The sequence below is a fragment of the Arcicella rosea genome, assembly GCF_014204325.1.
Taxonomy (GTDB): Bacteria; Bacteroidota; Bacteroidia; order Cytophagales; family Spirosomataceae; genus Arcicella; species Arcicella rosea_A.
The window spans coordinates 23,990-37,305 of the sequence record NZ_JACHKT010000010.1; the positions used below are offsets into that span (position 1 = coordinate 23,990).

Here is a 13,316-nt window from a genome sequence, read left to right on the forward strand (position 1 = left end):
AAACAATTTTCATGAAAACCATTTTACAATATTCTATGAAATTAAAACTCTTTCTTTTTTGTAGCCTTCTTTCATTCCAGAATCTAGCACAAAAAACAAGACTTCTTTATCCGAAAGATTACTTTCTCTTTCCAATTAATCCAAAACAACAAAACTATTTGGCTGGTGGAATGGGTGATTTGCGTGCAGATCATTTCCATGCTGGTATTGATATTAAAACCCAAGGAAGAGAAGGTTTAATAGTTCAAGCCTCGGCTGATGCTTATGTTTCTGAAATTAGAGTGCAAACCTCTGGTTATGGAAACGTTGTTTTTTTGACTCATCCAAATGGCTATGTTACTGTTTATGGACATTTAAAAGAATTTGCAGAACCATTGGCTACTTATGTAAAGAAAAAAAGATTAGAAAGTCAGACTTTTGAAATTCAATTAAAACCTGCTCCAAATGAATTTGTTGTAAAAAAAGGACAAATCATTGGTTACTCTGGCAATACTGGCGGTTCGGCTGGTCCACATTTACATTTTGAAATCAGAGATACTAATAACAATATTCTGAATCCTCTGAATTTTGGTTTTACTGAAATTAAAGATAATGTCCCTCCTATTTTCCAACAATTATTTATCAAAACGCTTAATACAGATGCTAGAGTAAATGGTGAATTTGGTAGAAAGACTTTTCAACCAATCAAAAAACCAGACGGTACATATAGCATCAATACAGAAATTTCTGCCATTGGTGAAATTGGTTTAGAATTGATGGCAGTTGATAAAATGAATGATACTCATAATTCAAATGGGTTAAGTTGTACGGAATTATTCGTTGATGGCAAAGAAGAACATTATTTTCATTTAGAACAATTTCCTAATGCTGTTTCGCACGATATTAATGTACATACAGATTATGCTTACGAAAAAACTGTTGGACAAAGAATCCAGAAGCTTTTTCAGGATGATGGAAATGATGAATTGCCAGTTTATAAAACCATTTCACAAAAAGGGAAACTTAATTTTCAAGATGGTAAAACCCATCAAATAAGCATTAAAATTTGGGATGCTTATGAAAATGGAAGTACTTTAAATTTTACAATTAAAGGAGAAAAACCTCAAAATTCAGTAACGGCTAGTCCAAGTAAGTTACCTTTAATAATCAACTATCATATTGATGATAACACTTTAGTCATAAAAGCACACAACTTAAAGACAATCAATTCGATAGCAATTTTAAATTTCGAAAAATCATCTGCTGATTTGCCCATAAATTACGTAAAAAACAATGAAGCTGTGTATCTTTGGGACTTGAAGAAAGGTTTACCAAAATCTATCCAGATTGATAGTGTAGAAAAGTCTCTAAACATTCAAAAAGCTATTTTCCCCAACCTAGCAAATAGCTTTGTTTCAGATAAACTTTCAATCATTTTTGATGCTAAAACATTATATGATACCCTTTATTTAGAAACAAACACGCTTGCTAATCGTATAGAAATTGGACAAACAACAATACCGCTTAGGAATCCTATTAGTGTAAGTTTCCAACCTGACATAAAAGTAAATTTACCTCAAAAGACATCTGTGTACTATACGTCCCGAAATCAAAGAAGGTTTTTAGGTGGTAAATGGAACTCAGATAGAATTGTCTTTAAATCTGGGCTACTTGGTCAGTTTACACTTTTAACGGATACTATTCCACCTAAGGCAAGTTTTGTAACGAAGAGTCCCAATTATGTCGCAATCAGAATCTATGATAATTTAGCAGGTATCAAAAGCTTTAAAACTTATCTAAATGACAAGTATATTTTATCAGATTACGATGCCAAAAGAGCATTGCTATGGACTGTAAAATCAGATTCTAGTCAAAATTTTATTGGTAAGCTTCGTTTAGATTTAGAGGATAACCAAGGCAATAAAAGCTCATTTGAAACTGAAGTCGATGAACAGACAAAGGTTGTAGCAACCAAGAGTGAAAAACAAAAGAAAGCAAAACATAAACCTGAACGCAAAGCCAAAAAAGAGAGAAAAGTAACCAAGAAAAAGAAAAAGCATTGAAAAGTATAGTCAAATGATTGAAAATTGTCTTTATAAAAATATACGAACATGAAATTAACAGTCGGAGAAAAAGCACCAAATTTTGAGCAAAAAGACCAACACGGAAATTTGGTTAGGCTCTCGGATTTTGAAGGTAAAAAAGTAATTTTATACTTTTATCCAAAAGATGATACTCCTGGTTGTACTGCTCAAGCTTGTAATTTGAATGAGAATCTACCAGTCTTGCAAGCAAAAGGTTTTGAGATTATCGGTGTAAGTGTAGATGGACAAAAGGCTCATCAAAAATTCATCAAGAAATATGATTTAAAGTTTACTTTACTTTCGGATGAAGACCATCAATTAGTAGAAGCTTATGGCGTTTGGGTAGAAAAATCTATGTATGGTAAAACTTACATGGGCACAGCCAGAACCACATTTATCATAGATGAAACTGGAATTATCACCGATATTATCGAAAAAGTAAAAACTAAAGAGCATACCTCTCAAATAATTTAGGCTAGTAAACTATAAAAATAACAAAAGCATATAAAAAATTAATCAAGAACAAATGGAAATTACTGAATTACAAAAAGTTGCTTCGCAAGTACGTCGTGACATCGTACGTCAAGTACATGCTTGTCAGTCTGGTCACCCAGGCGGTTCATTAGGCTGTGCTGATTTATTGGTTGGTCTTTACTTCGACCAAATGACTTTAAAATCAGACGAAGCTGGAAACAAAATCTTTGATATGGACGGTATCGGCGAAGACCTTTTCTTCTTATCAAATGGACATATTTCTCCAGTTTTCTATTCAGTATTAGCTCGTGCTGGCTACTTCCCAGCGGCTGAATTAGCAACTTTCCGTAAATTAAATTCTCGTCTTCAAGGTCACCCAACTACGCATGAACACCTTGAAGGTATTCGTATCGCTTCTGGTTCTTTAGGACAAGGAATGTCGGTAGCCATTGGTGCAGCTCAAGCGAAAAAATTGAACAAAGACAATTCTTTGGTATTTGTTTTAATGGGTGATGGCGAGCAAAACGAAGGTCAAGTTTGGGAAGCGGCAATGTATGCTCCACACCACAAAGTTGATAACTTGGTAGCTGTTATCGACTACAACGGTCAGCAAATCGACGGGCCAACGGACAAGGTAATGAACAACCGTGATTTAGGAGCTAAATATGCAGCTTTCGGTTGGAATGTAATGAAAATGAATGGTAACGATATGGCAGATGTAGTGAAAGTATTAGCAGAAGCTCGTGCTTTTTCTGGAAACGGACAGCCAACAATGATTTTGATGACCACTGAAATGGGTGCTGGTGTTGATTTCATGATGGGTTCACACAAATGGCATGGCGTAGCTCCAAACGACGAGCAATTAGCCGCAGCTTTAGCTCAGTTACCTGAAACTTTGGGAGACTATTGATTAGATATGAATTATGAGGTATGAATTATGAAAAGTAAAAATTTGTTAATTTGATAAATTCGTTGCGATAAACTTTAACATATTCATCAGGTTTAGATTTTTTCATAAATTAGGAATAGCACAAAAAGGTGACTAAACAAAATACTGTCTTGGACTTTTAAATGAACCTGATTAATAATCAGAAATAAAAAATGATTCGATTTATAATGATTCAATATCACTTTTGAAAATTGTTAAATCAATCATTATCACTCAAAAAAGAAGAAAGAAGGGTTAAAAATTTCATAATTCATAACTAATATCTCATAGCTAAATAAATGATTACCAGCATAGAACAACTCGATTTAACCAAACAATATACTTATGCCGATTATTTAAAATGGCAAATAGTTGAACGTTTGGAATTGATAAAAGGATATATTCGTCAAATGTCTGCTCCTTCAAGAGAGCATCAAGCTATCTCTCGAAATTTGGGTAGGCAAATTGACGCATACTTTTATGCTCGTAAATGTGAATGGTACTCTGCTCCTTTTGATGTACGGATTCCACGGTTTGATAAAAAAATTGAAAAGGAAGTCATCACAGTGGTTCAGCCAGATATTTGTGTGATTTGTGATGAATTGAAATTGGATAAAAGAGGCTGTATTGGTGCTCCAGACTTAATTGTTGAAATTTTATCGCCCGGCAATAGTAAAAAAGAAATGCGAGAAAAATTTGAAGTCTATGAGGAAGCTGGTGTAAAAGAGTACTGGATTGTAAACACGCTTGATAAAAACGTGTTGATTTACACACTCAATGAAGCAGGCAAATACATCGGTCAGCGTCCTTATGTAGAAGATGAAATCATGAACTCATTTACATTCCCTGAATTAAGTATCGACTTAAACAAAGTATTCATTTGAAAATCAAGAAATTACATATCAAAAATTTTAAATCTATTGCAGATTTAGAAATCATTGAACCAAATCCATTTACGGTCTTTGTTGGGCCAAATGGGTCTGGGAAAAGTAATATTTTTGAGGCTTTGGAGTTTCTGAATTTATGTGTAAAAAGACTGAGAAGAAATATTGATGGCTTATTTGGAGGGGAAAATAGTTTTGTACATCACAAAGCAACAGGAGATACCAACATTTTCATTGATGGTGATAATCATGAGTCTATCCACACAGTTAGAATGAGAAGTGATAAAGACCATTATTATGACTATATTATTCTAACAAATCGATTGACAGATAATGAAGACCAAATAATGGATATAGCAAAATCAAGTTTTTATCCTCAATTATCTGATAATTTTTCTCGTTTTTTTATAAATTCTCCTAAAGGGAATAAGCTTAACTTTCAGGATGGAAATCGATTAAATTTGGTTACAAATAATCTTGAAAAGGTTCTAAAAAGAATTTTAAACGAAGAAGGTAAAAAAGAGGAAATACTTGATTGGTTGCGATTGTTTATTCCTGAGTTTGATGATGTGTTTATAGAATCTTCTGAATTGAGTGGAACTGATACTATAGTAATCAAGGAAAAATATTCTGACAAATATTTTACTAAAGAACTTATCTCAGACGGAACATACAATATTCTCGCTCTTTTAACTGCCGTTTTTCAGTCTGATGAACCGCAATTTTTGTGTATTGAAGAACCTGAAAATGGGCTTACTCCTGATGTCATTAAAGAGATGGTTACTTTTTTCAGAAATGCTTGTGAAGAAAAAGGGCATTATATATGGCTAAATACACATTCGCAATCATTAGTATCTCAGCTTACTCCTGATGAAATAATCACTGTAAATAAAATCAAGGGTGAAACAAAAATAAAGCAGTTCAAAGGAGAAGATTTTCATGGATTAAGTATGGATGAAGCATGGCTAACTAATACCCTTGGAGGTGGGTTGCCATGGTAAATATTGGTTTTATTTGTGAAGGTTATACTGAGCTTTTTATTTTAGAATCTCAAGCTTTTAAGAATATTCTAAATCAACTCCAACTTAATTCTGTTGGAATAATTAATGTTGAAGGAAATGGTAATTTATTACCCCATAATCTTAAAAGTCATAGAGAAAATCTTTTCACCAAAGGGGCTTCAGTTATTTTTATTTTTACAGACCTTGATCAAGACCAATGTATTACCAAAACCCGATTGAGGATTACAGAATCTGAAAATCAAATTATTATCGTTGCTGTTAAGCAGATTGAGTCTTGGTTTCTATCAGACTATACTTCAATGAATACGATTTTTCAAGGTGATTACGCTTTTGAATTTCCCGAAAACGAAGATGTCCCATTTGAAACTATTCGAACCAAATATTTTGAAAAGTTTAGAAGAGGACTTGTAGGCAGAAATGAAAAGAAAAGATTAGCTCAAAAAATGCTTAACTCAGGTTTCTCAATTCAAAATGCAGCAAATCATCCTAATTGCCCGAGTGCCAATTATTTTTTAACAAAATTAAAGCAATGTGCCTCGACTGAAACTGTCGAGTAAAAATAGAAAAATGAAAAAATATACTTTCACAGAAAAAAAAGATACTCGTTCTGGCTTCGGTGCTGGAATGCAAGTGTTGGGACAAACCAACCCAAATGTTGTAGCTCTTTGTGCTGACCTTATCGGCTCATTGAAATTGGATGCTTTTATCAAAGAAAATCCAGAACGTTTTTTCCAAACGGGTATTGCTGAAGCAAATATGATTTGTATCGCTGCTGGTTTGACAATCGGTGGAAAAATTCCTTTTGCTACTACTTTTGCTAACTTCGGTACTGGACGTGTCTATGACCAAATCCGTCAGTCAGTAGCGTATTCAAACAAAAATGTTAAAATCGCTTGTTCACATGCTGGTTTAACGTTGGGTGAAGATGGTGCTACTCACCAAATCTTAGAAGATTTAGGAATGATGAAAATGCTTCCAGGCATGACGGTCATCAACCCTTGTGACTATAACCAAACAAAAGCTGCTACTATCGCTGTAGCTGAACACGAAGGTCCAGTTTATTTACGTTTCGGTCGTCCAGTTGTGCCAATTTTCACCGCTCCAGATCAAGAATTTATCATTGGTAAAGCTTGGATGGTGAACGAAGGTGCAGACGTAAGTATCTTCGCAACAGGACATTTGGTTTGGGAAGCTATTTTAGCAGGTGAAATTTTGGCTGAAAAAGGTATCGACGCTGAAATTATCAATATCCACACGATTAAACCTTTAGACGAAGAAGCTGTCTTAGCTTCAGTTCGCAAAACTGGTTGTGCAGTTTCTGCCGAAGAACACCAAATTGCTGGTGGTTTAGGAGATTCTATCGCACAAGTATTAATTAAAAATCATCTTGCTCCATTAGAATACGTTGGCGTTGAAGATTCATTCGGTGAATCTGGTACTCCTGCTCAATTAATGGAAAAATATGGTTTGAATGCAGCAGCAATCGTTGAGAAAGCTTTGAAAGCGATAGCTCGTAAACAAGCGTAATTTTTACAATTTATCATTTTATCAGGCAAAAGGCGAACAAGTATCAGTAATTAGAGTAAATAAACACTCTGATTGCTATTCTTTTCGGCTTTTGCCTTTTTTATTTTGTGACTTGTGCCTATTTTGCATTTAGCATTCTAAGCCAAATGCCCAACAATGACAGATAAAGAATTATTAGAAAAATTTGCTAACCCTGAAAGTAGTAACTATGCTTTCAATTTACTGGTACGCCAATATCAGCAGAAAGTATATTGGCATATCCGTAAAATGGTAATCGACCATGACGATGCCAATGACCTTACCCAAGATACTTTTATCAAAGCATGGAAAGGTCTTGAAAATTTCAAAGGTGATTCACAATTATTTACTTGGTTATATAGAATTGCAACAAATGAGTGTTTGAATCATCTTAGCAAGAAAAAAAGACGCTTCTTTTTACCTATTAATGATATAACCGAAGAATTATCCAATAAACTAGAAGACAGCGATTTGATTTCTGGAGATGAAATACAATTGAAACTTCAGAAAGCTTTGTTAACCTTGCCCGACAAACAACGTTTGGTGTTCAATATGAAATATTATGATGAGTTGAAATATGAAGAGATTGCCGAAATTACGGGAACTTCAGTTGGTGCATTAAAGGCATCATATCATTTAGCCGTCAAAAAAGTAGAAGAGCATCTTAAAAATTCGATACCATAGCTAAATGATTTTAATATTTAAAAAAAATAAAATCATTTTAAACCATTACAGACCAAGACAGTCAAAGTAGCATAATCATTAAAACAATGGAAAATAATAAGTTTGATTTAGAAAAACTACCACGTGAGAATATTTTCAAAGTACCTGAGAATTACTTTGAAGAACTTCCGATGCTCATACAGTCGCAAACTTCTGCCAAACCTAAAACCATTCCCTTAGTTACTTGGTCGATGAAAAGAACTTGGGCAAGTGTAGCCGCTTGTGCTGCTATTGCAATTTTGGGATACTTTACTTGGATGCCTAAGCAAGATGCGTTAGGTAATGAAGCTCTTTCTGAAGTACAAAATCAAGAAATCATTAATTATCTAATTCAACAAAACATTAACCAAACCGACCTTGCAGAGCAATTTGAAAGCGTTCAAACGAATAACAAAGTTGAGGTTGAAGAAACTAGTAATGATTCGGAATTATTAGATAATTTAAAAATAAATAGACAAGATATTTTACAAAGTATCGATTTAGATGATTTAGAAGAGAATATTTGAATCAAAAAGTGAAAATTCTTTATCTAAGTAAGAATTAACCAAATAAATATCGTTTTTGTAACGACTTAATAAAACAAAATATGAAAAAGTCAGTCATTATTATCAGCTTAATTTTCTTTGTCTTCTCAATTAATGTGAAAGCACAAGACGAGCCATTAAAGGGCAAAGAAAAAATAAAAGCCGCTAAAGTTGGGTTAATCACTAATCGCTTAAATCTAACAGAAGACCAAGCTAAAGGCTTTTGGGTAGTTTATAACGATTTTGATACCAAACGCTGGGAAATCAGAAAAAGTATCAGACAAATTACCGCAGAAAGTAGAAATACCACTAGCTCTGAGGATAAAATTTTATCTGATTTAAAAGAAATTTTAAACCTAAAACAAAAAGATGTTGACTTAGAAAAAGAATATATGTCAAAATTCCTGAAAGTTATCAATGTTCGTCAGGTTTCTGAATTGTATAAAACGGAACAGCTTTTTAATGCTATGCTCTTTAATAGACTTAACAAAAAGGATGGCAAAGGCAAAGATGAAAAGATGAGAATGGAAAGACCATAATTTAAAATCCCTCAATTTGATAAACAATTTGAGGGATTTTTTATACAACCCAATTCAAAATCCTACTGAATTTCTGTACCAAATCGTTTATAATCAACCAATTGCTCTTCAGTAATCACATCATCAGTAATCATCACATCAATATCAGTGTAAGGACATACTACAAAACTATCAGCAGTATTTAGTTTTTCAGCAGTAATTAAAGCAATTACTTTTGCAGAAACTTCTACCATTTTTTTCTTCACAACGCACTCTCCCCAATCTGGAATCGTCACACCAATTTCTGGATGAATTCCACAAACACCTATCAATAAAACATCGGCTCTAATTTTTGTCAGCAAATCTATTACTTCGGTTCCATAAGTATTTTGTGCATCTTTGAACACTTTTCCACCTAACATAAACAATTCAATATTAGGATGTTCGCATAGAATTTGAGCAATGGCAATACTTGTAGTAAACACGGTAGCTTTTAAGTTTGGCGACATCATTTTGGCTACTTCCATATTTGTAGAGCCATTATCAAGTATTATTACTTGACCATCTTCAAAAAAACTTTGTGCTTTTTTAGCCAAAATTAATTTTTCTTCATGTGCGATATGAATCCTTTCTTTAAGCTTGTATGGACTAGCAGCTTTGGGAACAGCCCCGCCATGTACTTTTTTTAGCAAACCATCTTCGGCTAATTCATTCAAATCCCGACGAATGGTATCATCAGAAACATTCAGTATTTCTGCTAATTGAACAGAGGAAACTCTTTGGTTGGTTTCCAACATTTTCAAGATAATTTGTAATCTTTCTTCCCTGAGCATATTTGCGGTTTAATTCGGTTTATTTCGGAATATAACACAAATTTAATAAATTTTATTTTGATTTATTCGGTTTATTGCGGTAAGTTTGTCAAAAATAATTAAAAACCGCAGAAAAACGTATGAGAATCTTAATCGATATGGATGATGTCTTGGCAGACACAAGTTTGAAAATATTAAATGAAACCAATAAAAGACTTGGTACAAACTTTACTCGTGAGCAACTAAATACTAGTCCAGAAATTTACAAAGAATATTATGAAAAGTATTCAACCGTTAGAGGAATGCTTTGGGAAAAAGGTTTTTTTGCAGATATTCCTTTGATTCAAGATGCTCAAGAAGTAGTTCAAAAACTTCATGCAAAACATGAAATTTTTATTGTTTCTGCGGCAACTGAATTTCCATTATCTATGGATGAAAAATTAGAATGGCTTGATAAATACTTCCCATATATTGGTTGGTCGCACACCGTTTTTTGTGGACATAAATGGATGATTAAAGCAGATTATATCATTGATGACCACGAAAAAAACCTTATCAACTTTGAAGGCAAAGGCTTATTATTTAATGCTACTCATAATCAACACGTAAAAGAATTTACAAGAGTACATTCTTGGAAAGAAATTGAAACGATATTATTGTAAGTGCTCAATCAGTTTCTAGCTCAAAAGTTCATTAAATTCGATTTCAATAATCGTAAACTATTTTGGAAACTACTATTATTCAAACAAATATTGGAAAAAATGCACGCATTGCTACCAATGCTTTATTCTTTTTATGTGGAATTAGTTTTGCCTCGTGGGCTTCAAGAATTCCAGATATGAAAGAATTACTGCAACTAAGTGACGCTGCCTTGGGAACTGTTTTATTCGCCATGCCAATTGGTAGTTTAACGGCTCTTCCCATTGCTGGAGTAATTATTCACAAATTTGGCAGTAAAAGAATTACTTTTCTAGCCGTATTAGTGTATTTTATTGCCTTGCCTTTATTAGGGCTTTCGACTAGTCCAGTTACTTTAGCCATTTCCTTATTCATTTTTGGGTTCGGAAGTGATTTATTGAATATAGCGATGAACGTTCAAGCAGTTGGTGTAGAAAAAATCCAAAAGCGTTCTATCATGTCTTCTTTTCATGCAGTATTTAGCATTGGGTTTATGCTTGGGGCAGCCTTAGGTGGTGTTATTGCTAAACAAGGTATTTCTACTTTTCATCATTTAGTGGCGATTGGTAGCATAGATTTACTGATTGGCATTGCTTCTTTTTCATACTTATTACAACACGACCATAAGTCGGATGAGAACCAACCTCTTTTTGCTATTCCTGATAAATCATTGATTATTCTGGGTGTAATTTGTTTTTGTGGAATGCTTTGCGAAGGTGCAATGGCAGATTGGAGTGTACTTTATTACAAGCAAATCATGGATAATCCTAACGGTTTCGCTACAGCAGGGTTCACGGCTTTTTCTGTTTTGATGGTAGTAGGTAGAATTTTTGGCGATAGAATTTTACAAAATTTTGGGCTAAGAAAAACGCTTTTAATCAACTGTTTATTAGTTTTTGTGGGAATGACTATTGCCATTTTAATCGGCAATCCTGTAGCAGTTGTGATTGGTTTTGGGATTACTGGTTTAGGACTTTCAACCATTGTTCCACTTATTTATAGCGAAGCAGGGCATTCAAAAACAATGGCTGCTGGGGTGGCATTGGCAGCAATTTCAACCTTAGGAATTGCAGGTTTTTTGATTGGCCCAGTCATGATAGGCTATCTTTCTGAATTCCTTTCATTGAAAATAGCACTTTCTTCCTTGATTTTTTTAGGCTTATTAGGAGCCTTTTTAACGACAAAAATTTCAAATCAATAAATGGAAGGTTTAAAAAGAGTAGCGGTTATCTGTGTCCTCAGAAATGGTTCAAATTTCTTACTACTCAAACGTTTTAAAGAACCCAACAAAGATACTTACGTACCTGTTGGAGGAAAAGTAGATGCTTTTGAGAATCCTTATGATGCTGCCATTCGTGAAGTGTGGGAAGAAGCAGGAATAAAACTGCCTGCTATGCGATTTTGCGGTACTTTGGTTGAAACTTCACCCGTAAAATACAATTGGATGAGCTTTATTTACGAAGCAGAAATTGAAGTATTTGAACCACCCATTTGTAATGAAGGCATTTTAGAATGGCATAATTTCGAGCATCTCGAAAGCTTCCCGACTCCCAAAACTGACTTTTTTATCTACGACTATATTTTACAGAAAAAATATTTTGCCTTTAATGCCATTTATGACAAGGAAGTAAAATTACTTTTTATGAATGAAGAAATGGAAAACAAAGTAGTTTTTGAACAATGAAAATTAAAATCTGCTGTATTTCTTCTCAGGAAGAAGCACAAATAGCCATATCATCAGGAGCTGATGTGTTAGGATTAGTCGCCAAAATGCCGAGCGGACCTGGTACAATTGATGATATTTTAATTCGAGATATTGTAAGCATTATACCAAAAAACATTGATAGTTATTTACTTACGCCTAAAACCAATCCTTATGAAATCATTGAACATCAGCGTTTTACTGGAGCAAGTTGTGTTCAATTAGTAGATACTGTTGCAATTGAAGATTATCCTATGCTGAGAACGCATTTACCCAATGTAAAACTTATTCAAGTAATACATGTGACGGGCGAAGAGTCGATTCAAGAAGCAAAGAAGTATGATAAGCTTGCCGATATGATTTTACTAGATTCCGGAAACCCGAATTTAGCCATTAAAGAATTAGGAGGAACAGGTAGAAAACACGATTGGGAAATTAGCAGAAAAATCGTTGAAAGTGTTTCAATTCCAGTTTTCTTGGCAGGCGGACTCAATCCTGACAATGTTTGTGAAGCTATTGAAGCCGTAAATCCTTATGGTTTAGATATTTGTAGTGGTGTGAGAAGCAATGGAAAATTAGATTCCGAAAAATTATCTCGTTTAATCAATGCCATTCAAGATAAAATGAAGGATAAGTAATCATTAAAAAAGCGGTCAAAAGGTAATGTTAACCGCTTTTTTAATGCCTATATTATTCAATAAATTAATGCCTTTTTGATGTTGGAGGATATACTTACTTAAAAAAGAAATATCACTACTCAAGAAAGTATTCTTAATAAATTGAGCTGTTAGTAATTACTTCATCCGTATGAAAATCATATTTAAAAATAGGATCAATCTCAGAACAAGCTACTATTTCCATCACTTCATTAATCAAACCTGTTTTCATATCAAAAACCCAACCATGGATATGAGGCATTTGGAAGTACTTCCAAGAACGTTGGATGATTGTTGTCTTTGAGAGGTTCTTTACTTGCTCTTCAACATTCAATTCGACCAAACGTCTAAACCTTGCATCTTCATCTGAAATGTTTTTCAGTTCATAATTATGTTTATCATAAACTTCCTTAATATTTCTCAACCACTTATTGATAAGACCTAAATCACTTGAACCCATCGCTGCCTTTACACCACCACAACCGTAATGTCCACAAACAATTATGTGTTTTACATGAAGTACTTCTACCGCATATTGAAGCACCGAAAGCAAATTAATATCCGTATGAACAACTAAATTTGCTACATTTCTATGAACAAACACCTCTCCCGGCTGTGCATGAGTAATTTCTTCAGCGGGGACTCTACTATCGGCACAACCTATCCACAAAAATTTTGGCTGTTGGTCTTTAGAAAGTGTCTCAAAATAATCTTCATCTAATTCCAGACGTTCTTTTGCCCATGCTTTATTGGCTAACAGTAATTGCTTATAATCTTTCATCTCTTT

General features: G+C 33.8%; 16 protein-coding genes. 14 read left to right on the forward strand and 2 right to left on the reverse strand.

The window, feature by feature from the left end:
• Positions 1–11 precede the first annotated feature (11 nt).
• The 10 genes from HNP25_RS08540 (at position 12) to HNP25_RS08585 (ending at position 8,702) form a co-directional block, all read left to right on the forward strand.
• Positions 12–2,042 carry a M23 family metallopeptidase gene (locus tag HNP25_RS08540; RefSeq protein WP_184133311.1) on the forward strand — a complete coding sequence of 677 codons (2,031 nt, stop codon included), beginning with the start codon at positions 12–14 and terminating at the stop codon, positions 2,040–2,042.
• 48 nt (positions 2,043–2,090) lie between these two features.
• Complete coding sequence (gene bcp, locus HNP25_RS08545) at positions 2,091–2,537, forward strand: thioredoxin-dependent thiol peroxidase (protein ID WP_184133313.1); 447 nt, start codon at positions 2,091–2,093, stop codon at positions 2,535–2,537.
• Positions 2,538–2,589: 52 nt separating this feature from the next.
• On the forward strand, positions 2,590–3,447 hold the full coding sequence (locus HNP25_RS08550; protein WP_184133315.1) for a transketolase: 858 nt from the start codon (positions 2,590–2,592) through the stop codon (positions 3,445–3,447).
• A 317-nt stretch (positions 3,448–3,764) separates the two neighbouring features.
• Positions 3,765–4,349, forward strand: coding sequence for a Uma2 family endonuclease (locus HNP25_RS08555; RefSeq protein ID WP_184133317.1), 585 nt, complete (start codon positions 3,765–3,767; stop codon positions 4,347–4,349).
• Positions 4,346–5,350 carry an AAA family ATPase gene (locus HNP25_RS08560; RefSeq protein WP_184133319.1) on the forward strand — a complete coding sequence of 335 codons (1,005 nt, stop codon included), beginning with the start codon at positions 4,346–4,348 and terminating at the stop codon, positions 5,348–5,350. The genes HNP25_RS08555 and HNP25_RS08560 overlap by 4 nt, the downstream gene beginning before the upstream one ends.
• The gene (locus HNP25_RS08565; protein WP_184133320.1) at positions 5,344–5,928 is read left to right on the forward strand and encodes a hypothetical protein; all 585 of its coding nucleotides are present in this window, start codon (positions 5,344–5,346) and stop codon (positions 5,926–5,928) included. The genes HNP25_RS08560 and HNP25_RS08565 overlap by 7 nt, the downstream gene beginning before the upstream one ends.
• A gap of 10 nt (positions 5,929–5,938) precedes the next feature.
• The gene (locus tag HNP25_RS08570) at positions 5,939–6,898 is read left to right on the forward strand and encodes a transketolase family protein (protein WP_184133322.1); all 960 of its coding nucleotides are present in this window, start codon (positions 5,939–5,941) and stop codon (positions 6,896–6,898) included.
• Between the two features lie 156 nt (positions 6,899–7,054).
• Entirely contained in the window at positions 7,055–7,600 is a 546-nt protein-coding gene (locus HNP25_RS08575) for an RNA polymerase sigma factor (RefSeq protein WP_184133325.1), read from the forward strand.
• An 86-nt stretch (positions 7,601–7,686) separates the two neighbouring features.
• A complete protein-coding gene (locus tag HNP25_RS08580) occupies positions 7,687–8,145 on the forward strand; it encodes a hypothetical protein (RefSeq protein WP_184133326.1) in 459 nt (152 codons plus the stop codon).
• Between the two features lie 80 nt (positions 8,146–8,225).
• Complete coding sequence (locus HNP25_RS08585) at positions 8,226–8,702, forward strand: hypothetical protein (protein ID WP_184133328.1); 477 nt, start codon at positions 8,226–8,228, stop codon at positions 8,700–8,702.
• A 62-nt stretch (positions 8,703–8,764) separates the two neighbouring features.
• On the opposite strand, the gene HNP25_RS08590 is transcribed toward HNP25_RS08585, so the two are convergent.
• Positions 8,765–9,514, reverse strand: coding sequence for a DeoR/GlpR family DNA-binding transcription regulator (locus tag HNP25_RS08590; protein WP_184133330.1), 750 nt, complete (start codon positions 9,512–9,514; stop codon positions 8,765–8,767).
• 119 nt (positions 9,515–9,633) lie between these two features.
• Here HNP25_RS08590 and HNP25_RS08595 point away from each other — a divergent pair, with 119 nt between their 5' ends.
• The 4 genes from HNP25_RS08595 (at position 9,634) to HNP25_RS08610 (ending at position 12,511) form a co-directional block, all read left to right on the forward strand.
• The gene (locus tag HNP25_RS08595; protein WP_184133332.1) at positions 9,634–10,155 is read left to right on the forward strand and encodes a 5' nucleotidase, NT5C type; all 522 of its coding nucleotides are present in this window, start codon (positions 9,634–9,636) and stop codon (positions 10,153–10,155) included.
• 62 nt (positions 10,156–10,217) lie between these two features.
• Positions 10,218–11,372, forward strand: a complete 1,155-nt coding sequence (locus tag HNP25_RS08600) for an MFS transporter (protein WP_184133334.1) — start codon at positions 10,218–10,220, stop codon at positions 11,370–11,372.
• A complete protein-coding gene (locus tag HNP25_RS08605; protein ID WP_184133336.1) occupies positions 11,373–11,855 on the forward strand; it encodes an NUDIX domain-containing protein in 483 nt (160 codons plus the stop codon).
• Positions 11,852–12,511 (forward strand): phosphoribosylanthranilate isomerase, encoded by a 660-nt coding sequence (locus HNP25_RS08610; protein ID WP_184133338.1) that lies wholly within the window; start codon positions 11,852–11,854, stop codon positions 12,509–12,511. The genes HNP25_RS08605 and HNP25_RS08610 overlap by 4 nt, the downstream gene beginning before the upstream one ends.
• Before the next feature lie 133 nt (positions 12,512–12,644).
• Here the strand turns inward: HNP25_RS08610 and can are convergent, their stop codons facing one another.
• Positions 12,645–13,310 (reverse strand): carbonate dehydratase, encoded by a 666-nt coding sequence (can, locus tag HNP25_RS08615; protein WP_184133340.1) that lies wholly within the window; start codon positions 13,308–13,310, stop codon positions 12,645–12,647.
• Between the last annotated feature and the right edge of the window lie 6 nt (positions 13,311–13,316).